This is a genomic window from Luteibacter sp. GL_149 (assembly GCF_057834065.1).
In genome coordinates, this window is sequence record NZ_CM174395.1 from 2,892,371 (window position 1) to 2,913,910 (window position 21,540).

16 protein-coding genes, 1 tRNA gene and 1 riboswitch are annotated in these 21,540 nt (G+C 63.2%); of the genes, 3 read left to right on the forward strand and 14 right to left on the reverse strand.

Annotation, left to right across the window (positions count from 1 at the left end):
* Positions 1–5: 5 nt before the first annotated feature.
* Positions 6–82, reverse strand: a riboswitch (S-adenosyl-L-homocysteine riboswitch).
* 104 nt (positions 83–186) lie between these two features.
* The 4 genes from AC3IR3_RS12830 to tpiA form a co-directional block, all read right to left on the reverse strand.
* Positions 187–882 carry an outer membrane beta-barrel protein gene (locus AC3IR3_RS12830; protein WP_489192630.1) on the reverse strand — a complete coding sequence of 232 codons (696 nt, stop codon included), beginning with the start codon at positions 880–882 and terminating at the stop codon, positions 187–189.
* Between the two features lie 224 nt (positions 883–1,106).
* Positions 1,107–1,191: transfer RNA gene (locus AC3IR3_RS12835), tRNA-Leu, on the reverse strand.
* Positions 1,192–1,211: 20 nt separating this feature from the next.
* Positions 1,212–1,652 (reverse strand): preprotein translocase subunit SecG, encoded by a 441-nt coding sequence (gene secG, locus AC3IR3_RS12840; protein ID WP_489192631.1) that lies wholly within the window; start codon positions 1,650–1,652, stop codon positions 1,212–1,214.
* Positions 1,653–1,677: 25 nt separating this feature from the next.
* Positions 1,678–2,427: a triose-phosphate isomerase gene (gene tpiA, locus AC3IR3_RS12845; protein ID WP_489192633.1), complete on the reverse strand. Its 750-nt coding sequence runs from the start codon at positions 2,425–2,427 to the stop codon at positions 1,678–1,680.
* Between the two features lie 167 nt (positions 2,428–2,594).
* On the opposite strand from tpiA, the gene AC3IR3_RS12850 reads away from it, so the two are divergent.
* Positions 2,595–4,991 (forward strand): DUF3772 domain-containing protein, encoded by a 2,397-nt coding sequence (locus AC3IR3_RS12850; protein WP_489192634.1) that lies wholly within the window; start codon positions 2,595–2,597, stop codon positions 4,989–4,991.
* A 181-nt stretch (positions 4,992–5,172) separates the two neighbouring features.
* Here the strand turns inward: AC3IR3_RS12850 and AC3IR3_RS12855 are convergent, their stop codons facing one another.
* On the reverse strand, positions 5,173–6,807 hold the full coding sequence (locus AC3IR3_RS12855) for a serine hydrolase (RefSeq protein ID WP_489192635.1): 1,635 nt from the start codon (positions 6,805–6,807) through the stop codon (positions 5,173–5,175).
* A 70-nt stretch (positions 6,808–6,877) separates the two neighbouring features.
* The gene (locus tag AC3IR3_RS12860) at positions 6,878–7,783 is read right to left on the reverse strand and encodes a DMT family transporter (protein WP_489192636.1); all 906 of its coding nucleotides are present in this window, start codon (positions 7,781–7,783) and stop codon (positions 6,878–6,880) included.
* 96 nt (positions 7,784–7,879) lie between these two features.
* On the opposite strand from AC3IR3_RS12860, the gene AC3IR3_RS12865 reads away from it, so the two are divergent.
* Entirely contained in the window at positions 7,880–8,764 is an 885-nt protein-coding gene (locus tag AC3IR3_RS12865) for a LysR substrate-binding domain-containing protein (RefSeq protein WP_489192638.1), read from the forward strand.
* Between the two features lie 44 nt (positions 8,765–8,808).
* Here AC3IR3_RS12865 and AC3IR3_RS12870 read toward each other — a convergent pair whose 3' ends face one another.
* The 4 genes from AC3IR3_RS12870 to AC3IR3_RS12885 all read right to left on the reverse strand — a co-directional run bounded on the left by AC3IR3_RS12870 (position 8,809) and on the right by AC3IR3_RS12885 (position 15,175).
* Complete coding sequence (locus tag AC3IR3_RS12870; protein WP_489192639.1) at positions 8,809–10,641, reverse strand: ABC transporter ATP-binding protein; 1,833 nt, start codon at positions 10,639–10,641, stop codon at positions 8,809–8,811.
* A 69-nt stretch (positions 10,642–10,710) separates the two neighbouring features.
* Entirely contained in the window at positions 10,711–11,367 is a 657-nt protein-coding gene (locus AC3IR3_RS12875; protein WP_489192641.1) for a Pr6Pr family membrane protein, read from the reverse strand.
* A 43-nt stretch (positions 11,368–11,410) separates the two neighbouring features.
* Positions 11,411–13,393, reverse strand: a complete 1,983-nt coding sequence (locus AC3IR3_RS12880; RefSeq protein ID WP_489192643.1) for a M1 family metallopeptidase — start codon at positions 13,391–13,393, stop codon at positions 11,411–11,413.
* 117 nt (positions 13,394–13,510) lie between these two features.
* Complete coding sequence (locus AC3IR3_RS12885) at positions 13,511–15,175, reverse strand: glycoside hydrolase family 19 protein (protein ID WP_489192645.1); 1,665 nt, start codon at positions 15,173–15,175, stop codon at positions 13,511–13,513.
* Positions 15,176–15,534: 359 nt separating this feature from the next.
* Here AC3IR3_RS12885 and gnd point away from each other — a divergent pair, with 359 nt between their 5' ends.
* Complete coding sequence (gnd, locus tag AC3IR3_RS12890; protein ID WP_489192647.1) at positions 15,535–16,539, forward strand: phosphogluconate dehydrogenase (NAD(+)-dependent, decarboxylating); 1,005 nt, start codon at positions 15,535–15,537, stop codon at positions 16,537–16,539.
* Between the two features lie 77 nt (positions 16,540–16,616).
* Here the strand turns inward: gnd and AC3IR3_RS12895 are convergent, their stop codons facing one another.
* The 4 genes from AC3IR3_RS12895 to AC3IR3_RS12910 form a co-directional block, all read right to left on the reverse strand.
* Positions 16,617–17,600 carry a malate dehydrogenase gene (locus tag AC3IR3_RS12895; protein WP_489192649.1) on the reverse strand — a complete coding sequence of 328 codons (984 nt, stop codon included), beginning with the start codon at positions 17,598–17,600 and terminating at the stop codon, positions 16,617–16,619.
* Positions 17,601–17,641: 41 nt separating this feature from the next.
* On the reverse strand, positions 17,642–18,841 hold the full coding sequence (locus tag AC3IR3_RS12900; protein WP_489192650.1) for a pyridoxal phosphate-dependent aminotransferase: 1,200 nt from the start codon (positions 18,839–18,841) through the stop codon (positions 17,642–17,644).
* A 195-nt stretch (positions 18,842–19,036) separates the two neighbouring features.
* On the reverse strand, positions 19,037–19,546 hold the full coding sequence (locus tag AC3IR3_RS12905; RefSeq protein ID WP_489192652.1) for a peptidylprolyl isomerase: 510 nt from the start codon (positions 19,544–19,546) through the stop codon (positions 19,037–19,039).
* Positions 19,547–19,678: 132 nt separating this feature from the next.
* A complete protein-coding gene (locus AC3IR3_RS12910; protein ID WP_489192654.1) occupies positions 19,679–21,427 on the reverse strand; it encodes a 3-hydroxybutyrate oligomer hydrolase family protein in 1,749 nt (582 codons plus the stop codon).
* Between the last annotated feature and the right edge of the window lie 113 nt (positions 21,428–21,540).

Genomic DNA, 21,540 nt, shown 5'->3' on the forward strand with positions numbered 1-21,540 from the left:
TCCGGTCATGGAGGGCGCCCTTGTCCGAAGAGATCGAAACCGAGCGTGGCGGATCAGATCCGTCGCAGCACCCCTCGGTTCGACTGCGCGAAGACTGGCTTGCGCGCAAAAGGTCGAGATCGAGTATCGAGGATACCGTTACCGTATGGATAGGCAATATCCATACGGTAGAGCCTCCATCGACGCTCAGAAACGATATTCGGCCCGGATGCCCGATACGCGAACATGGACTTTTTCCATTCGCATGAGCCCGAACTCGTCGCTCTGAATCCTGGGCGCGTACTCGTCGAAGGAAAGAGCAATACCAAGACGCGGAGTGATGTCATATCCAACGGCTACACCGTAGTAATAGGCGTTACTGGACCGATCCTGGTTGTCATGGAATGGGGCACGCCTCAAGCCATACATCCAGTATTGCCCATCGACCGTAAACCTCGATCGATAACGCGCGATACCTGCCCGTGCCATCAATGACCACTTCCCGGTAATGGTCCAGCGTCCATTCAGGCCCAGAAACGGGGCTTTCGCCTTCTCTTTGCGCTTCTCGTCGGTATACCACCCATAAACCGAACCCCGCTGGTAGCGACTGGCGACCTCACCGAGGTCGACATAGCCACCCTCGAAGCCGAGCTTAAGCGTGTCCGACATTGCCCAGCGGTAGCCGGCAGAAACACTGAACGCGCGATCAGTCCGATCAATCGATTGTTTGTCGAGAGGTCCGCTATCAGGGCCCAACTGGCGGGGCATCAGCAGTTGATTCGAACCAAACCGACTTTGTCCGGCATTGACTGCGATGAACGCTTCGCCATCGTTGGCGTAAGTAACGGGCGCAGCCAGATATATAGCCGATGCCAGCACTGCAGCAGAAAGAACCTTCTTCATGAATTTCCCTGTTCCCACTACACACTGATCGACTGATCAGTGTGGCTACGAGGCTGCTCAAGTCTAACTTCACGTCGCACGGCGCGCACCCTACTATGAAGTCGAAGTCCGGCATCCATTAGACAAGAAACACTCTTGACACTGGGGGCCAAAGGGATTGAAACGGCAAATGAAAATCACGCCCACAAAAAAACCCGCCATAGGCGGGTTTTTTTGCTTTGCATTGGTGCCCAAAGGGGGACTCGAACCCCCACGACCTAAGTCGCTACCACCTCAAGGTAGTGCGTCTACCAATTCCGCCATCTGGGCAAATCTGTTGGTGTTGCTTGTTACTTCTTCGCCGGGTCAGCGGCGGGTACATCGCCCTTGGGCGCCGTTGCCGGTGCCTGGGTTGCCGACGGGACGTCTCCGTTCGCGGCGGGAGCGGCCTTCGGCACGTCCGTCGCGGCGGGCGTTGCCGGCGCTGTATTGTTGGCGGGAGCCTTCGGCGTTTCAAGGCCGGACATCACGCCAAGATCCGCAGCGGGCTGCGCGACGGTGCCACGACCGAGATAGATACCCATGCCGAGGCTGAGCACGAAGAACAGTGCCGCCAGGACGCCCGTGGCGCGCGTCATGAAGCTGGACGAGCCACGTGCGCCGAAGACCGTTGCGGATGCGCCGCCACCGAAACCGGAGCCTGCATCGGCACCGGCGCCGCGCTGCATGAGAATCAGCACGATCATCGCAGCGGCAACCAGAATGTAGAAAACGCTAAAGATGATGAACATGTTTTCTCTCGCCGAGTCGCGCCAGTTAACGCGCCGCGGCGCAAATCGCCAGGAAATCGGTTGCTGCCAGAGCGGCGCCGCCGATCAAACCCCCGTCTACATCAGGCTGGGCGAACAGCTCGGCCGCATTGGCCGGCTTGACGCTTCCGCCGTAAAGCACCCGGGTCAGACGAGCAATATTAGCATCCTCTTTTGCCAGTTGGCTACGGATGAATGAATGAATTTTCTGCGCCTTGTCCGGCGAGGCCGTCAGACCGGTGCCAATGGCCCAGACCGGCTCGTAGGCCACCACGGCGTTCCAGAAGGCCCCGACACCATTGGCGGACAGTACGGCGGCCAGCTGGCGCGCGATGACCTCGTGCGCAAGACCGGCCTCGTGTTCCGCGAGGGTTTCGCCCACGCACAGGATGGGAGTCAGACCGGCGGCCTGTGCCGCAGCGAACTTCTGCGCGACCAGTTCGTCCGACTCCTGGTGATACTGGCGACGCTCGGAATGACCCACGATGACCCAGGTCGCGCCGACGTCGCGGAGCATTTCCGCTGAAACATCGCCCGTATAGGCGCCCGACCCCGGATGCGGGCAGCAATCCTGCGCACCGAAAGCCAGCGCCGTGCCGCCATGGCGGGCGACGAGTTCGCCGATATATACACTCGGCGGGCAGACCAGGACATCGACACCCGTCGGCAGATTCGCCAGGATGCCATCGACCAGTTCCTCGGCCATGACGCGCGAGCCGTGCATTTTCCAGTTCCCGGCAACCAGCTTCTTGCGCATGACGGATTCCTCTCCCTTCAGAGGGGCGGCAGGATAGCCGCCGGAATGGGGCGCAGCAACGCTGCAATGCCGCATAAGATAGGCACCTTACGCGATGTTCACCGCGGATGGCGCACAAAGCGGCTCTCCGTTGACCCGCCGTCCCGCCTCCCCCGACTATGCGAGCCATGCGAACCCTACGATTTCTCCTGACCCTGATCCTCTTCGCATGCGTGGGCGCGGCCTTCGCGCAGGACGACGACACCAATAAGAAACTGGACGATCTGCGCGACCAGATCACCCAGATCAAGACGGCGAAGACGACCGATCTGACCGATTCGCAGATAGACGATCTGCGTAGCAAGGTCACCGACCTGCAAGGACAGGCGCAGAAGCTGTCGATCGCGTTGCAACCGAACCGCGATGCCGCGAAGGCGAGACTCGACCAGCTGGGGCCCGCGCCGACCGGCACGACGAAGGAAGCGCCCGAACTGGCCACGCAGCGAAAGGATGCCCAGAAAGGCTTCGACACGGCGGATGGGCAGGTCAAGCAGGCCGACGCCATCGCGCTCGATGCGACCCAGCTCGCTTCCCAGCTAAGCGATCTGCGCCGCACGCGTTTTCAGGAAACGATTTCCCGGCGCACGAACTCGCCCTTCTCGAAACCGTTCTGGTCGGACACCGCCCAGGCATTTCCGCGCGACTACTCGAACCTGCGCGACCTGACGGTCCAGGCGCGCGACGACCTTGTCGCCGATTTCCAGCCCGGCAATCGCGTACCCTTTTTTGTCTGCACGCTGTTCGGGTTGCTGCTGATCACCGTCGTGCGCTGGTATCTGGAACGCCGCGTCTTCAAGCTCACGACCGACCGCATGCCCGCCGGCCGGTTGCGTCGGTCGGCGATGGCGCTGGCCATTACGTTTCTTGCGACGTTCACCACGGGCCTCGGTGCGCAGCTCATTTATCAGGGCGTCAACTGGAACGGCACGCTGAGCGAAGAAGTCGACGGGCTGGCGAAAGGGCTTGTCCGCCTGTTCTTCCTTGGCGCCTTCGTCGCGGGACTGGGCCGCGCACTGCTTTCGCCGAAGCGGCCTTCGTGGCGTTTGCCGACCCTCAGCGACGAGACCGCGGACAAACTGCGCCGCTTTCCTTTCTACATCGCCACCGCGGCGGTGGTCTTCGAGTTCATCAAGGAAATCAACCGCACGACCGGCGCCAGTCTCGCGGCCACTGTCGTCACCAGTTTCCTGCATGCGGCGGTGCTCTCCACACTTATTACGATGTCGCTGGTCCGCCTGAGCCGCACGCATCGCCTCCACGAAGACGGTACACCGCCAACGCCGCGACCGATCTGGGCCAGCGTCATGATCGCCGCCGCCACACTGTGCGTCGTCGCGTCGTGGCTGGGCATGCTTAGCGGGTACATCGCGTTCGCCGTTTTCATCTCGCGGCAGATCATCTGGACGACGCTGGTGGTCGGTGCGACGTATCTCGCCATGCGCCTCGTCGACGATCTGTTCGAAACGCTGCTGTCGGAAAAGGGCCCGATGAGCGCACGCGCGCAGGCAGCCTTCGGTATGGATCCGAAGCTGCTCGACCAGGCCGGTGTCTTGCTGTCGGGTGTGGCCCGCCTCGCTTTGTTCCTGTTCGGCGTCAGCGCGGTGATGACGGGTTTCGGCGCCGGGGCAACGGACATCGTCGCGCTGGGCAGCAAACTCGAGGGAATGACGTTCTACGGACTCGCCATCCAACCCGATCGCATTCTCGGTGCTATCGGCATCTTCTTTCTGGGCCTTCTCGCCGTCCGCATCCTGAAGAACTGGCTGGCCCACCAGTGGCTGCCGCGCACCAGCCTGGATGCCGGCATGCGCAGTTCGCTCACCACCCTGCTCGGCTATGCCGGCGGCGTGCTGGTGTTCGCGTTCGCGCTGTTCATCATGGGGCTCAGTGTGCAGAACATCGCATGGGTCGCCAGTGCCCTGTCGGTGGGTATCGGTTTCGGTCTCCAGGCGATCGTGCAGAACTTTATTTCGGGTCTGATCCTGCTGGCCGAACGTCCGGTGAAGGTCGGCGACTGGGTGGTCCTCGACGATGCCGAGGGCGATATCCGCCGCATTAATGTCCGCGCCACCGAAATCCAGATGGGCGACCGCTCGACGGTCATCGTGCCGAACTCCTCGTTCATCACGAAACCCGTGCGCAACATGACGATGGCCAATCCGCAGGGTCGCGTGCAGATCAAGTTGCCGATGCCGCTGGATACCGATGCGTCCGCCGCGCGCACCATCATGCTGGAATCGATGAAAGCGCATCATGCCGTGCAGTCGACACCCCCGCCCACCGTGCAACTGGACAGCGTGGATCGCACCGCGATGATGTTCGTCGCTACCGCGTACGTCGGTAGTCCGCGCGATGTCGGCAATGTGCGCAGCGATCTGTTGTTCGATGTGCTTGCGCGATTGCGTGGAGCGGATATCCCGCTGCTGCGCCCGCAGGATCTGGTATTGCGCAGCACGGGGAGCGACGTACCGGGACCGAATGCGGCCGGCGCACCCGTGTCGAGCACGGATGCGCCACCAACCTGATCGTACGAAGCACCTGTAACGGACAACGCGTCCGCAAGAGTGCGCTTGAGCGCGATCCCCCAGTACGGGTAGCGAACGATCGCCGGAAAAAAAACGGCCGGTACGCGTCATTCGCGTTACCGGCCGTTTTGCTTCGAAGGGATCGCGCTCGAGGGCGCTCTTACCAGAGCTAAGGGATGGCTCAGGCCTTCGGCACCAGGCGGAGGTCCTGGAAGTCGAAGCTGAAGTCGGTCAGCGGCGACACCGGCTCCATGCGTACCTCGCGGATCTTGCCGTCCGGGTCCAGCGCGAAGTTGACGAAGGCGTCGCCATTCAACGAGCGATCGTTCCAGCGAACGATGAACGTATCGTGCTGCCACGGCTCCATCGTGCCGGTCAGCTGGGCGGTCTTCGAGAAACGCATCACCAGCTTGCCGCCTTCCTTCTTCACCGTGACGTCGCCGTACCAGGGGTCCTTGTACGTACCGGCATAACCGTCCAGCGGCAGCGACGGCTTGCTGCCCTTCGCGCGAGCGGCCTCATGCTTCTGCATGCTGTCATCGGCCCTGGCCTCCGCCTTCTTGACGGCGGCGGCGTACGCGGCGATCCAGTCGGTCTTCGGCGCATCCATGAAAGCGTCCAGACCGCGCATGGTCACGGCCTGGAAGGCGGCGCCGGATTCCTGATTGGTCAGGACCACGATGCCAAGCTTCAGATCGGGGACCAGCGTCACGCGCGACACCATGCCCGGCCAGCCACCGGTGTGCCACACCAGCTTGTGACCGCGATAGTCCGAGACGAACCAGCCTTCGCCGTAGCCGGAGAAATTCGGCTTCGCCGCGACAAGCTCGGGAACGCTCGGCTCGGGGATACGGATAGGCGTGATCAGCGACCACATTTCCTTCTGGCGTTCGACGCTGAAAAGTGGCTGGTCCTTGCCGTCGGCACCCTTTCCATACACACCGCTATCCAGCTGCATGCGCATCCACTTCGACATGTCGTGGACACTGGAATAGATGCCGCCCGCCGCGGTGTTGTTCGCCCAGGCCATCGGCTCGACCGGCTTCAGTTCCTTGAAGTTGTACTTCGCGTGGCCGAAGGCAACATCGTCGCCACTCTTGACGCTGGTGACGTTGGTGCGCGTTTCGGTCATGCCCAGCGGTACGAAGATGCGGTCGTGCAGGAAGTCTTCGTAACTCTTGCCCGACACCTTCTCGATCACCAGACCGGCCACGGCGAACAGAATATTGTCGTACGCGTATTCGGCGCGGAAGCTATTGGTCAGCGGCACGTTGCGCAGGCGCCGCACCACTTCCTCGGTGGAATACGTCGTGGCCGGCCAGTACAGGAGATCGCCTGCGCCAAGGCTCAGGCCGCTGCGGTGCGCAAGCAGATCGCGCACGCGCATTTCGCGAGTGACATAAGGATCGGACATCTGGAACCACGGCAGGTGATCGATCACCCGGTCGTTCATATCCAGCTTCTTCTCGTCGGCCAGCATGGACAGCGACGCGGCGGTGAAAGCCTTCGTGTTCGACGCAATGGCGAACTGCGTATGCGCGTCGACCTTCGCGGCTTCGCCCATGCGGCGCACGCCCGAACCCAACTCCAGTACGACCTTGCCGTCCTTCACGATGGCGACCGCGATACCCGGCACGTCGAACTGTTTGCGTACCGCATCCACGTACGCGTCGTAATCGGCCAGCTGGGCCGGACGCACGTCGGAGGTGGCGGCTACCGGAGTCGCGACGGGTGCGACGTCCTGCGCGCCGGCTGCCAGCGCGAAGGCGAACGTACAGACGCCGAAGGAAAGGAGAAGACGGGAGCGCAGCGGCATGGATAGTCCTGACGTGATGAAAGTCAGACGGGACTATTCCATGCCGGGACCGTCGAGGGGAAGCTGCCTGTCAGGCCTTGCGTTTCTGGCTGAAGATCACACTGCCCAGGATGATGGCGCCGGCAAGAGCCATCGTCGGCGTCAAGGCCTCGCCCAGGAACATCCACGCCCAGGCCACGCCGAACAGCGGCACCAGATAGGTCGACGTTGCCGCGCGCGGTGCGCCGATGCGCTGGATCAGGCGGAAGTAGAAGGCATACGCCAACCCCGTGCACAGGACGCCCAGAGCGATCACGCACAGCCACGACTTGCCCGGAATCGGTGCGCTCGGCCACGTGGCGAGGGCCAGCGGCGCCGTGAGGATCGCAGCGCCCAGCAGGCAACCGGCCGCCACGGCGGTGGGCGGCAGATCGGCGAGGTAGCGCTTGATGAGGTTGGCGGAAATGCCGTAACACAACGACGCCAGCGCGCCGGCCAGTGCCGCCGGAGCGATGTTGTCGCCCGCTGTGCGACCACTGGCCAGAATCACGACGCCGACGAAACCCGCCACGAGGGCGATGGCCTTCCGCGTATCGATCTTCTCGCCGAATGCCACGAACGCCACCAGCGCCGCGAACAGCACGGTCATGCTATTGGCGATCGCCCCGATACCGGCGGGTGCGCGCTCGGCGCCCCAGGCAAACAGGGTGAACGGAATCGCTGCGCTCAGCGCGCCGATGCCGAGCATCTTCCAGATATGGGCCGGGCGGATCGCCGCACGAGCCCGCCACAGCAGCGGCGCCAGCACCGCCGCGCCCAGCAGCAGCCGCGTGGCCACCATCGGGAACGGGCCGAAGTCTTTCGCCGCTACGCGCATGAAGAGGAACGAACCGCCCCAGATAGCGCCAAGTGAGACCAGTTCGACCGGTGTACGCCAATCGCGCGGCTCGACCAGCGGAGCGGCGGACGGGACAGATGCATCTGAGACGGACGACATGACGAACCTCGCTTGTGGCTACCCGTGTATTGTGGCTGGAACCGCAGCGCCAACAAGCGCATGCTTCTTGAGTCAGCCTATAAATTTATTCAAGTCTTGCCCATGCGATCCGCCCTGCTACCCGCCCTCGCCGCCTTTGCCTCGGCCGCCCGACACCAGAACTTCGCCCACGCGGCAGAGGAACTGCACCTTACCGCCAGCGCGGTCAGCCATCACGTGCGCAAACTGGAGACAGCGCTGGGCGTCAGCTTGTTCCAGCGGCATGCCCGAGGAGTGGTACTTACCCCGGAGGGACGCCTTCTGGCCGACGCCGCGGGCTCCGCACTGGCCGAAATCGAATCCGTGCTGGACGGCCTGAGACAGCATCGCCGCGATAACGGCCTGCGCATCACCATCCTGCCGTCGCTCGCGGCTACCTGGCTTACGCCCCGGTTGAAGCGTTTTATCGATCTCCACCCCACCGTACGGCTCTCGATCGACACCGACCGTTCGCTGGTGCGCTTCGACGAGGGCGGTCCGGATATCGGCATCCGCTATGGTCTCGGCCAGTGGCCGGGTCTGGCATCGCGCTTCCTGATGGACGATACGCTGCAACCGCTCGCCTCGCCTGAACTGGCTGCGCGGGTAACCAGCGCCGAAGATGTCGCCACCCTGCCCCTGCTTACCGATATCGCGCCCGAAGGGTGGCGCGAATGGTTCCGCGCGGCAGCCGTGCGCTATCCACGTACCGGCACCATGCACACGATCAGCGATTCGGCCGATGGCCTGAATGCCGCGGCGTCGGGACTGGGAGCCGTGCTTGCCCGCACCCGGCTCGCGACCGCGCATCTTGCCGACGGGCGTCTCGTTCGTTTGCCCGGACCGGAACTGCCGACGCGTTATGCGTATTACATCGTGCATTCGGCGCATCGGCCGCCAAGCGCGGCGGCGTTGTCGTTTATTGCGTGGCTGGAGCGGGAGGCTTTAGAGCCTCGGGGGTAGTCGGCGATTCCGCTTCATCGCTCCGTTGGCTTTCGCCCGCAAGCTCACTCCACCCCCACGAACCCACCCGTCTGATGCTGCCAAAGCCGCGCATACAACCCGCCATGCGCGATCAACTCCGCATGCGTCCCGGTCTCGACGATCGCCCCATGCTCCATGACCACCAGACGATCCATCCGCGCGATCGTCGACAGCCGGTGGGCGATAGCGATCACCGTCTTGCCCTGCATCAGGGTTTCCAGGCTTTCCTGGATAGCCGCTTCGGCTTCCGAATCCAGCGCCGAAGTCGCTTCGTCCATGATCAGAATCGGCGCATCCTTCAATAGCACGCGCGCAATGGCGATGCGTTGGCGTTGTCCACCCGACAGTTTCACGCCGCGCTCGCCCGCGTGAGCGTCGTAGCCCGTGCGACCGCCGCCGTCCGATAGCATGGGAATGAATTCGTCGGCGCGTGCCTTGCGCACCGCCTCGTGCATCTCCTCGTCGGTGGCATCGGGACGGCCGTAAAGCAGGTTGTCGCGGATTGACCGGTGCAGCAGCGACGTGTCTTGCGTGACCACGCCGATCTGCGAACGCAGCGATTCCTGCGTGACCTTCGCGATGTCCTGGCCATCGATGTAGATATGACCGTCTTCCAGGTCGTACAGACGCAGCAGGATATTGACCAGCGTGGACTTACCCGCGCCCGAAGGCCCGACCAGACCGATTTTCTCGCCCGGACGCACGATCAGGTCGAGTCCGCCGATCACGCCGCCGGCCTTCCCGTAGTGGAAGTGGATATCGTCGAAGCGCACTTCGCCGCGCCGTACGACCAGCGGCAGCGCATCCTCGCGATCCACGACCGTACGCGGCTGGGCAATGGTAGTGATGCCGTCCTGCACCGTACCCACGTTATCGAAAATGCCGTTGACCACCCACATGATCCAGCCGGACATGTTGTTGATGCGGATGACCAGACCAACGGCCAGCGCCACCTGCCCCGTCGACACCGTGCCGCGCGACCACAGCCATACCGCCAGCAGGCTCGTGCCCGCGATCAGGAAACCGTTGAGCGTGGTGATCGACATGTCCATCGTCGTGATCATGCGCGACGAGCTGCGCACCTTCTGGGTCTGCTCGGTCATTGCCTCGCGTGCATAGGCTTCCTCGCGGTGGGTATGCGCGAAGAGCTTCAGCGTCATGATGTTGCTATAGCCGTCGACGATACGCCCCATCAGTTTGGAACGCGCCTCCGATGCCAGCCATGAACGTTCTTTCACGCGTGGCACGAAGAACGCCAGCATGCCGATGTACATCGCGATCCAGATAATCAGCGGCAACGCGAGCCATATATCGGCTTTCGCGAAAAGATAGATGGCGGTGCCCGCATAGACGCTGACGTACCACAGTGCGTCGACCACCTGCACGGCGGATTCGCGCAGGGCCGGCGCCGTCTGCATGATCCGGTTCGCGATACGGCCGGCGAAATCGTTCTGGAAGAAGCCCAGGCTCTGCTTCAGCACATAACGATGGTGCTGCCAGCGCACCATGTTTGTCATGCCCGGCGTCAGCGTCTGATTGACGAGCAGATCGTGCAATCCGATGAACAGCGGTCGCAGGATGACCGTGACCACGCCCATCCACACCAGCTCGCGCCAGTGGATGGCGAAGAACTGCGCGGCCGGGGTCTTCTGGGCCATGTCGACGATGCGACCGAGGAAGTCGAACAGCGCGACTTCGACCAGCGCGACGAGCAGGCCAACGACCAGCGCGGCTACGAAGACGCGCCAGACCTGGCGCAGGTAATAGGCGTAGAAACGCAGGACACCGGTCGGAGGCGCCTTGTCGGGCGCTTCCTTGAAGATGTCGATAAGGGATTCGAAACGACGGAATATCATGGCGCCATCTTAAGGCACGCCGATGTCGGATGGATGTGCCTCGATTGCCGTTACCCGGCAAAACGGCGGTCAAACCGCCGAGCTCCGACGCCCCAGCAGACGGTCGATGGCGATCAGCCCCAGACTCAGCACGTAGAAGAAAATGCCGACACCGATGCCGTTGAATATGGCGCGGGGATAACCAAGCTGGATCACGTCGATGAACGGATAGGGATAGGTCCCGACGATAGCGCCCCGGCCGATCGTCCATGCGGCATAAATCGCCGGCACGATCAGCCAGCGCCCCGCGTCCGCCCAGCGCAACGCACCATGCGGCGTGAACCCGATCCACCAGATCAGATAAAGCACGGGAACCACGTCGTGCAGCGCCACATCGACCCACAACTGGGGGCCCTGCGGATGGTACAGACCGTGAAGCAGGACAGCGTAGATAAGCCCGGTCACCGCGATATACAGCGCTACGGCGCCGAGAACGTGCGGCCTGCGCCACCAGCGCAGAAAGGGGAGTTCGCCGCCCGTCGCCACGAAGGTACATACCAGCGCGACGGCGATATTGCTGACGATCGTGAAGAAACTCAGGAAGGCGATCGTCATGGCCAGCACCCCGCCGCCCCATATCAGCAGCCAGTACTGAAGGCCGAGCGCGGGCCACGCCACGGCGGCGATGACCGTGGCGAGAAGGAGGCTGGTCGCGCTCAGGCGGGGTGTTGGCGAGATAGTCGGCATCGGTCGATGGTACGCAACACCCTGCCCGCCGCCAATCGACGGGTTACTTCGAGCCAGTCCGTGGCGAACGCATGTCGAAGCGATCGTTGGCGCGATTGCGGTCCGGCAGCACACGATCGGGGTCGACGGCGGCCGAAACCACTCGCTTATCGCCCGGAACCGTCAGCGCGAAGCGCGTGTGCTGCTGCCAGGTTTCCACCGGAAGGCGCACATTCGTCGTCGACCCGTCGTCGTAGGTTACCCGTACCGTCGACGGCATCACCAGACGATCGAGATTTTCGACCGTGACGATGGCTCCCTTGTGGAAGTCGCCGTCGACATAGGCCACGTTGATTACCGCCAGGTCCAGCTGCCAGTTGTTCTGGTACCAGCCACGCCAGAACCACGAAAGGTCCTCGCCCGCCTCGCTTTCCATCAGGCGGAAGAAATCCGACGGCGACGGATGCTTGTATGCCCAGGTGGCGATGTACTTGCGGAACGCCGGATCGAAACGTTCCGGCCCGATGATCTGTTCGCGGAGCAACACCAGGCCCAGCGCGGACTTGAAGTAGGTCGCCGGGTGGCGGTACTTCTCCTTGACCATATCGGCGCCCATCAGCAGCGGCGGCGCATCGGCGTCGGCCAACAGCGGCAATATCTCGTCCACCGGGTTGCCACCCTTTGGGGCGTACTCGCCATCGCGCTTGGGCGCGAACTCGCCACGATGAAAGGCATCGGCCTCGTATACATCGATGAATGTATTGAAGCCCTCGTCCATCCAGGCGTTGCGACGCTCGTCGGTGCCGACGATCATCGGGAACCAGGTGTGACCGATCTCATGGGCGGTGACCATGTGCAGGTCTTTGGGCTTCGCCTCCATCGGATCGAACACGATGCCCGGGTACTCCATACCGCTGGCCGCCGAACCGGCCTCGTTGATAGCGACAGGATAAGGGTACGGATACCACTTCGTGGAAAAGTGTTCGACGGATGCTTTGAGGTATTCGGTGGAACGCCCCCACGACTGATCGCCGACGCTTTCGACCGGATACACCGACATCGCCAGCGCTTTGCGGCCTTCGGGAAGATTGATGCGGGCGGCGTCCCAGACATAAGCCGTCGACGCGCCGAACGCGACATCGCGCGTGTTCTTCATGCGGAAATGCCAGGTCAGCGTACCGTCCTTCTTCGGCCGGCTGGCCGGGTCGGTCACTTCCGCTGGCGTACGGATCATGACCGTGGCATCGCTGTCCCGAGCCCTGGCCAGCCGTTGACGCTGCGTGGCCGTGAGGACGTCGTCCGGATTCACCAGTTCGCCGGAGCCGGCGACGATCATGTTCGAGGGCACGGTGATCGAGTAATCGAAATCGCCGTACTCGAGATAAAACTCACTATTGAGGAATGGCGCGGTATCCCATCCACGCAGGTCATCGTAGACGCACATGCGTGGATACCACTGGGCCATCTCGTAAATATTGCCGTTCTTCGAACCCGCGAAACCCGTGCGTCCACCAAAATCGCCCGGCAGCTCGTAGCTGTATTCGATAGTGACCGAGACCTTGCCACCCCGTGCCGCCACGGCCTGGGGCAGCCGAATCTGCATGCGTGTATCGGCGACGACATACGTCGCATCGACCGTACGTCCACCCTGCTCCACCTTGACCGATGCGACGCGATAGCCGTCGGTATGCTGCTTCGGCATACGGTCGGACGTGAAGTTGCCGCGGGCATCCTCGCGATAACGATTCTGTTCCATCTGCAACCACAACACATCCAGCGCATCGGGACTGTTGTTGGTGTAGTGAATCGTCGCGCGGCCGGCCAGATGATTGCGTACGGGATCGAGCTCCGCACGAAGTTCGTAGTCGGCCCGGTTCTGCCAGAAAAGCGGTCCCGGCATGCCGCTGCCAGAGCGATACGCGGTCACCGGCTGCGGATAAACGAAGGGGGCGAACGCCTCGCGAGGATCGTAGGAACCTGCGACGGTGCCAGTTGCGGCGGTAGCGAAAAGAACGAGTACCGCGGCGCGACGGAAAGTCTGGGTCATGGAGATCGGCAACGTGACGAATGGCATGGTCGGTCAATATAACGTCGCCCGACCTTTCGTCACCCTGCCATACGGCATGGGAGGCCGCGACTTTCGTCGCGACCTCCCATCGACCGGTTATCGGACCGGTTCGGTCACCACGTTAGGGAAGTAGTACTGCACGCATTTCTCATAGTCATTGTCGACCAGCGCACTGAAAGGCGTTTGCTCGTTCGTCAGCTGACACTTGTACGAGAGACCGCCGACATTGGACTCCACCCACGAATAGTCCTGTACCCAGGACAGTTTCAGGGCCGCCGAGCTGGCTTCCGTGAACTCCTTCATACCCTTGCAACCCTGTGGCTCGCCCGGTGCGATGACGGCCTTCAGGTGGTTGGCCATGTCGCCGTGATAACGCATGCGATTGAGCGACTGCTGGTTTTCGTTCGCACCGCCGCACTCGACACCGCCGTTGATGATGAGCGTGGTCGTGCCGAACCCCTTGAGGCGATGGTCGGCCTTGTCGGCGTCGTTCGGAACCCAGGTGCCGTCGACCACATGGAGCATCGAGGGCTTGGGCGGCTGCGGATAGACGAAGAAGAAGACAGCACTGGCCAGGTTCAGCCATGTATCGGCCACCAGCTCCGGCGAATTGAGCAGCACGCTCTTATTGCCGTAGATCGCCTGCGAGAAAGGCCCATAGTTGTAGTTGTAAGACAACTGCTTGGCACCGCGACCGAAGTAGTTCTTGAACTTACCGGCGTCCGGACCGCTTTCGAGTACCGCACACGGGAAGGCATAGCCCTGCCACAGAGCCTTGTCGCAGATGCCGTAGCCGCCCGTGAAACCTTCGGAGAGATTCATCTCGCGTACCCAGACGAGCGCCTGCCGCCACTCCGGAACCTGTCCGTCGTTACCGTCGTGGCCGCCGGTTTCCTGACCGAAGTGAGCGAACATTGTCGCCAGCGACGTGCGACAGATCGCCTCGGCATCGCGACCGTCGTCGTAGTCGCCGCAAAAAGCCGGGAACTTGGCTACGGCCTGGAGGAATCCGGTGTACTGGTAGGCCTTGTCGCGATACGGGAACAGGAATTCGAATTCACTGTCGGACACGATGGCTTCGACGCGACGTACGTTCGAGGGATTGTCGGTAGCACCCGGCTTCACCTTCGCCACAGTGTCGTTATCCAGCGTGCGCACGGAATGCAGGGTCTTCTGCAAGGCGGGGGCGCTTCGCAGCGTGGCCTCTTCGGCGCGCATGTCGTCGAGACTGCGGTAGACCGCCTCCAGCGACGGCGGATCGACCGGTCCGGGACCACCCGGTTCTTCTCCTTCGACATAGACCTTCCACGGCGAAGCCCACGGTGTCACCGGATCGACCTCGGCGGGACTCTGTCCCGCATTGACATACCACTGCGCGATGTAGACGACGTTTTCGAACAACACCTTGTCGCCCGCCTGATAGATATGCGACGCATCGTAAGCGGGCGTACCGGGGTCGCCCGGATCGCCCGGATCGCCCGGATCGCCCGGATCGCCCGGATCGCCGGGATCGCCCGGATCGCCCTCGTACCTTTCCCAGGGCGTATCCCACGGGTTCGCGACGTCGTCGACGGAGGCCGGTGTCAGCGAGTTCGCGTTGACCCACCACTTGGCGCGAAACAGTTCGTTGTTGTAACGAACGATGGAGTCGGCGGGATAACTTGCCGCCGAACTGAAATCCACGACCGTGGCCGCCAACACGCCCGTGGAGGCGAAGATGGCGAATGCCATCGCCGTCGTGAGGATGGTTTTTCTGAACATGTATCGTCCTTGTTGAGCCGTAGTGGCCCGAACGATTGTGTCCGCCGGGTAACAGATAACGTAACGAGACAATTCTGAAAAATCGGACACTTAAGCCCGGCAACTTCACAAGGACTCGACCTCGATCAATCTTCCGCTCGCCCTTCGGTCTCTCGTGACGAAATCTTCTCGCCCGATGCGATACTCCGGGACGTTGCAAACGACGGAGACCAGGTCAACGCCATGCGGTTCGTTCCGGTCGACCGGATGCCCGGTGTCGACGCGCGGTCCCGGGACCGGCACGCTATGCTTTCCTATACCTTGCGGTGCCGCGTCATGCCCGCATATAGCTAACGCTTGCACACTTCGAGGACAGACAAATGCAGATCGGTTTGATCGGACTTGGCCGCATGGGCGGCAACATCGCACGACGCCTGATGCTGGACGGCCACCAGTGCGTGGTCTACGACAACAACGCCGACGCGCGGGCCGCCCTGGCCAAGGATGGCGCCACCGCTGTCACGTCGCTGGCCGCCATGGTCGAAGCCCTGCCCGCGCCCCGCACCGTATGGGTGATGCTGCCGGCCGGCGAGATTACCGAGAACACCATCGGTCAGCTGACCGAACTGCTGTCGAAGGACGATATCGTCATCGACGGCGGCAACACGTTCTACAAGGACGACGTACGCCGTTCGAAAGTTCTTGAACGCAAAGGCATGCATTATGTCGACGTCGGCACGTCCGGCGGCGTATGGGGCCTGCAGCGCGGGTACTGCATGATGATCGGCGGCGACAAGGCCACGGTCGACTATCTCGATCCGATCTTCGCCACGCTGGCGCCGGGCGCCGGCGACATCCCGCGCACCGAACGGCCTGCCGGTGCCGATCCGCGCGTCGAGAACGGCTATATGCATACCGGCCCCGCCGGCTCGGGCCATTTCACCAAGATGGTCCACAACGGCATCGAATACGGTCTGATGCAGGCGTTCGCGGAAGGCTTCGACATCATGCGCAACCGCAATCAGCCGCAATTGCCCGATGGCGAGCGCTTCGACCTGAACGTGGCCGACATCGCGGAAGTCTGGCGTCGCGGCAGCGTCGTGTCGTCGTGGCTGCTCGACCTGTGCGCCAGCGCGCTGGCGAAGGGGCCGGAACTGGATAACTACTCCGGCTACGTCGACGATTCCGGCGAAGGCCGCTGGACCATCGCCGCCGCCATCGAAGAGGCCGTACCCGCCGAAGTGCTGTCGTCCGCCCTGTATGCCCGCTTCCGTTCGCGTCAGGAACACACGTACGCCGAACGACTGCTGTCGGCGATGCGCATGGGCTTCGGCGGCCACATCGAAGGCCGCGGCCAGCCGCCGAAGCAGGGCGAGGCTTCCTGAGCGTTTGACGAAACACGGTAGGAGCCCGCTTGCGGGCTCCTACACAAAAAGAAGGCCGCCTTTCGGCGGCCTCGTTCTTATTTAGCGAACAGGTGCTTCACGCCGTCGCGCTCTTCACGCAGTTCCTTCTCGGTCGCATCGATGCGAGCCTGCGAGAACCCGTTGATTTCCAGACCCTGCACGATGGCGTACTTGCCGTTCTTCACCGTCACCGGGTAACCGAAGATCACGCCCGGCTCGATGCCGTACGACCCGTCGGACGGAATACCCATCGACACCCAGTCGCCGTCGGTCGTACCGAGAGACCAGTCGCGCATGTGATCGATGGCGGCCGAGGCGGCCGAGGCGGCCGACGACGCACCGCGTGCCTTGATGATGGCGGCGCCACGCTGCTGCACCGTCGGGATGAAGTCCGATTCGTACCAGGCCTGGTCGACCTGTTCGAGCGCGGCCTTGCCCTTCACCGTGGTCTGGTGCAGGTCCGGATACTGTGTCGAGCTATGGTTGCCCCAGATCGTGACCTTCTTGATGTCGGTCGTGTGCGAGCCGGTCTTCTCGGCCAGCTGCGACAGCGCGCGGTTGTGGTCGAGGCGGACCATGGCCGTGAAGCACTTCGGATCGAGATCCGGTGCGTTCTGCTGCGCGATCAGCGCATTGGTGTTGGCCGGGTTGCCGACGACCAGGACGCGGACGTCACGCTTGGCGTAATCGTTCAGCGCCTTGCCCTGCGGGCCGAAGATGGCGCCGTTGGCTTCGAGCAGATCCTTGCGCTCCATGCCCGGGCCACGCGGACGTGCGCCGACCAGCAGTGCGTAGTCGACGTCCTTGAACGCGACGTTGACGTCGTCGGTGGCGACCACGCCGGCCAGCGTCGGGAACGCGCAGTCGTTCAGTTCCATGACCACGCCCTGCAGCGCGGGCAGCGCCGGGGTGATTTCGAGCAGGTGCAGGATCACCGGCTGGTCCGGGCCCAGCATGTCGCCAGCGGCGATACGAAACAGCAAGGCATAACCAATCTGGCCGGCAGCGCCGGTCACGGCAACACGAACGGGGGCTTTCATGTGGGTGACTCCTCTGGAAATCGTTACGATCGAACGGTCGATCAGGTCAGTTCGGCGAAGAACTCGACGATGCGGGCCATGCCCTTGTCGAGCGCGTCGTCGGGACACGAATAGGAAATGCGCAGCGCACGCGGCTCGCCGAAAGCGGAACCCGGCACGCAGGCCACGCCCTTCGCTTCGAGCAGCACGGCGCAGAAGTCGACATCGCTGTCGATAGCGGCACCGTTGTGCTTCTTGCCGAACGCGACGGAGATATCGGGGAAGGCGTAGAACGCGCCCTGCGGACGCGGACAGACCACGCCGGGAATGGACACCAATGCGTTGTAGACACGGTCGCGCTTGATCGCGAACTCCGCGCACCTGGCCAGCGGCACGTCCTGTGGACCGGTAAGCGCGGCGTGCGCGGCGGCCAGCGTCACTTCGGGCAGGCTGGTGATGTGATTGGAATTGAGCGTGGTGACGGCTTTCGCCACGACTTCCGGCGCGGCGATGAAGCCCACGCGCCAGCCTGGCATGCCGTATGTCTTGGACAGCGAGTCGACGAAGATCACCCGATCCTTCAGTTCCGGGCGGACGTGCACGAAATTGTGGTAACCCACGCCGTCGAACACCATCGTGTTGTAGATGTCGTCCGTGATGACCCAGGTGTCCGGATACTTCGCGATGACATCGGCCAGCGCGGCGATTTCATCGCGCGTATAGACCATGCCGGTCGGATTGGACGGATTGTTGAACAGGAAGACGCGCGGCTTGCGCGCCAGCGCGGCATCGAGCTGCGCGGGCGTGAGCTTGTAGTTTTGTTCGGGCGGACACGGCAGGATGTTGATCTTCGCACCGACGATTTCGGCGATGTCGAGATAGCTGGTCCAGTACGGTGCCGGGAACGCGATTTCGTCGCCCTCGTCCAGCAGCGCTTCGGCCAGGTTGTACAGCACCTGTTTCGCGCCGACGCCCGTGGTGATGTTGGCGCGGGTGTAACCCGTGAGGCCCAGTGCTTCGATATGAGCGATGAAGGCGTCCAGCAGGACGTCCGGACCGCGATTGCTGCCGTACTGGCCCGAGTCCTTGTCCAGCGCTTCGCGCGCGGCGGCGTACACGTGGGCGCCGGGGAGGAAGTTCGGGACACCGATCGAGAAACTGACGATGTCGCGGCCTTCGGCCTTGAGCTTTTTCGCCTTCTCGGCAATGACCATGATCGCGCTGGGTTTGGCACGGCTCATACGCTGGGCAAGCTGGGGCATCGTTATCCTCGATCTGGCGAGAGCAAAGGCCGTCATTTTATCACGGGGAGTCGAAGCCAGGAGAACCGGCCGCTTTCTGTGGAACTGACCTGTGGGAACAACCTGTGGGAGCGCGCCTGCGCGCTCCCACAGGCAGCAAAAAAGCCGCCGCCCGGGGACCGGGCGGCGGCTTTTCCGGAACTCACGACAAACGGATCAACCGCGGTTGTCGAGCACCTTGTTCCACTCGGCGACCTGGTCGGCCTGCTTCGCCAGCAGCGCGTCGACGTCGCCTTCGACAATCACTTTCTCGATGGTGTCTTCCTGACGGATGGCATCGACCACCTTCTGGTCTTCCGGACCGACCACTTCGCCGAAGACGCTGTGCTTGCCGTCCAGCCAAGGCGTGGCGCCGTGGGTGATGAAGAACTGGCTGCCATTGGTGCCCGGGCCGGCATTGGCCATGGACAGTACACCCGGCTTGTCGTGGCGCAGGCTGGCGTCGAACTCATCGCCGAACTTATAGCCCGGACCGCCGCGACCGCTGCCTTCGGGGCAACCGCCCTGGACCATGAAATCGCTGATGACGCGATGGAACGACAGGCCATCGTAATAGCCGCGCTTGGCCAGATTGACGAAATTGGCAACCGTCACCGGCGTCTTGTCGTCGTGCAGGCGGAGGTGGATATCGCCCCTATTGGTCTTGAAGGTGACGTTGATGGTCATCGCTTTTCCTGTAAATCGTTGAAAAGTCGGGTAATGGCACAGCGCCATTGCCCGGAGGGCCGCAAAGGATACCGAAGATGGCGGCCCTGCCCCGAGACTTCAAGCGATAAAGCGTGACGACGATGCGAGGCTTCAGTCGATTCCCAGATTCGCGGGCGTGAGCGCGCCGGCTCCCCGCGGCCTGGTGCCGGCCGCCGCCGCGTCCTCCGGGAGCGCCCGGCCCTTCGCAACATGTTCCCAAAGCCGGTCGAGCGCCGCATAACCGAAGGCAAGCAGCGGGACATGGCGGTCGCCGAAATCCGGGAACGCGAGGAAAGCGTCGAAGTGCTGGGCGTAAGGCACTTTCCAGAACACCGGTGCACGGCCGGAAGCGCGCAGCCAGCGCACGTACGGCTCGGAACTGAAAGCCGCGGGTATGAGACCGTCGTCCGCGCCATGCACGACGAACACCGGCAGACCTTCCCGAGGGAGCGCGGCCGCCGTGGCTTCCACGCCGGCACGCAGAGCCACGGCATCGCCATCGACACCCACCCACAGATCGCGCAGGCAGATATTGCCGGGAAGCGTCGGATCCAGTGACAGGTCCGTACCGCCGGCCAGTACCACGCCAGCGCCGGGTGGAATGCCCCCGGCATCCGCCCACCAGGCGGCACGCATGCGCGGATCGGCAGGACCGGGCACACCGGCGGCATTGAGCGTGCGGTAGGAGAACCCGCACGGCATGGCCCCGACGCCACGGCGCAGGTAGGCCGACGCATAGGCCGCCGTCACGGCGCGCCACAGGTCCAGCGACGTCGACGATGCGGCGACGGCCAGCGCGTTGTCCTTCCATCCCGTTGCGTGCAACTTCTCCAGCGCCTCGCTGGCCTGCCCCTGCGGCGTAGCCGATGCGAGCCTTCCATGCGCATGCAAACTTGCACAGCGCAATGCCCAACCCGGCGGCGAGACTCCCGCGACACGCGCGAAGGGAACGCCATCGAATGCCGGCGCCGCCATCGCGCACGGCAACAGCAGCGCGGCTTCCGTGCCGTAGTCGAAGAAAGAACGCCCCTGTCCGGCGACATAGACATTCGGTTCCAGCGCCACGACGCCGGCCAGCATATCGTCGTTGTCGTCTCCCGCCGCCTGCAACACCGCGCCGCCGCCGTTGGAAAGGCCCGTCGCGATGACCCGTGTGTTCGCCGCGGTGAAGGGCGCCTGCTCGGGAAAGGCACGATCGAGCATGGCCAGCCCGAAACGCGCCGCCTGCAATACGTGACGTCCCCAGTCCGCTTCCGGGTTGTCGCCCGAATGCGCATGCTTGACCGCGATACCCGCATCGACCGTGGGATGCTTCGGTTCGAATTCCAGTTCGGCCGTGCCGGCTTTCGCGCGCGTACCGTCGAGCGCCACACCCGTGCCGTCGGCCGTATCGAAGTAACCCGATCCCGTGCCTTTGTCCGTATACGCCACGGCGCATCCGCGAGGCAGGCCCCAGGCACCGGCCAGCGCGATCGCACCATAAATGCCCCGCGATCCCGACGAAGCGGTCACGACCAGACACCGGCGCGTACGGTCGAAATCGTCGGGCACCTGCACCAGCACGCGATGCGGCGAGCCGGCCGCGGGCAGCCGGGCGAATGCCTGATACTCGCGGCCGGGCACGGCGGGAACCGCGCCATAGACGCTGCCGAAGCCGCCCTTCGGCCCCAGGTCGGCAATGCCTTTCCAACTCGACTGGATCGCGCGGCGACGCAGTTCCGCAGGCGTGGGTCCGGTGGGCTGCGCGAACGGTGCGAGCGTTCCGGCCAGACCGCGCAAGCCCAGTCCCGCGCTCAGAAGATCGTCGGAGCCACGATACGTCGTGACCCTTACTTCTCCGAAGACCTCGCTGGCGGACATGCGTGACTCCCTGGGCGCCGTCGCACAACCGGTCAGGGCGACGAGAGCGGAAAGAACGAAGCTCGATGGGAAGATGCGTGACATACGGTCACCATAGCAAGCCCGTTCGCCAC

Excerpts from the sequence above, each read along its gene's own strand:
- AC3IR3_RS12830 (WP_489192630.1), bottom strand. The coding sequence starts at position 882 with ATGAAGAAGGTTCTTTCTGCTGCAGTGCTGGCATCGGCTATATATCTG.
- secG (WP_489192631.1), bottom strand. The coding sequence starts at position 1,652 with ATGTTCATCATCTTTAGCGTTTTCTACATTCTGGTTGCCGCTGCGATG.
- tpiA (WP_489192633.1), bottom strand. The coding sequence starts at position 2,427 with ATGCGCAAGAAGCTGGTTGCCGGGAACTGGAAAATGCACGGCTCGCGC.
- AC3IR3_RS12850 (WP_489192634.1), top strand. The coding sequence starts at position 2,595 with ATGCGAACCCTACGATTTCTCCTGACCCTGATCCTCTTCGCATGCGTG.
- AC3IR3_RS12855 (WP_489192635.1), bottom strand. The coding sequence starts at position 6,807 with ATGCCGCTGCGCTCCCGTCTTCTCCTTTCCTTCGGCGTCTGTACGTTC.
- AC3IR3_RS12860 (WP_489192636.1), bottom strand. The coding sequence starts at position 7,783 with ATGTCGTCCGTCTCAGATGCATCTGTCCCGTCCGCCGCTCCGCTGGTC.
- AC3IR3_RS12870 (WP_489192639.1), bottom strand. The coding sequence starts at position 10,641 with ATGATATTCCGTCGTTTCGAATCCCTTATCGACATCTTCAAGGAAGCG.
- AC3IR3_RS12875 (WP_489192641.1), bottom strand. The coding sequence starts at position 11,367 with ATGCCGACTATCTCGCCAACACCCCGCCTGAGCGCGACCAGCCTCCTT.
- AC3IR3_RS12880 (WP_489192643.1), bottom strand. The coding sequence starts at position 13,393 with ATGACCCAGACTTTCCGTCGCGCCGCGGTACTCGTTCTTTTCGCTACC.
- AC3IR3_RS12885 (WP_489192645.1), bottom strand. The coding sequence starts at position 15,175 with ATGTTCAGAAAAACCATCCTCACGACGGCGATGGCATTCGCCATCTTC.
- gnd (WP_489192647.1), top strand. The coding sequence starts at position 15,535 with ATGCAGATCGGTTTGATCGGACTTGGCCGCATGGGCGGCAACATCGCA.
- AC3IR3_RS12895 (WP_489192649.1), bottom strand. The coding sequence starts at position 17,600 with ATGAAAGCCCCCGTTCGTGTTGCCGTGACCGGCGCTGCCGGCCAGATT.
- AC3IR3_RS12900 (WP_489192650.1), bottom strand. The coding sequence starts at position 18,841 with ATGCCCCAGCTTGCCCAGCGTATGAGCCGTGCCAAACCCAGCGCGATC.
- AC3IR3_RS12905 (WP_489192652.1), bottom strand. The coding sequence starts at position 19,546 with ATGACCATCAACGTCACCTTCAAGACCAATAGGGGCGATATCCACCTC.
- AC3IR3_RS12910 (WP_489192654.1), bottom strand. The coding sequence starts at position 21,427 with ATGTCCGCCAGCGAGGTCTTCGGAGAAGTAAGGGTCACGACGTATCGT.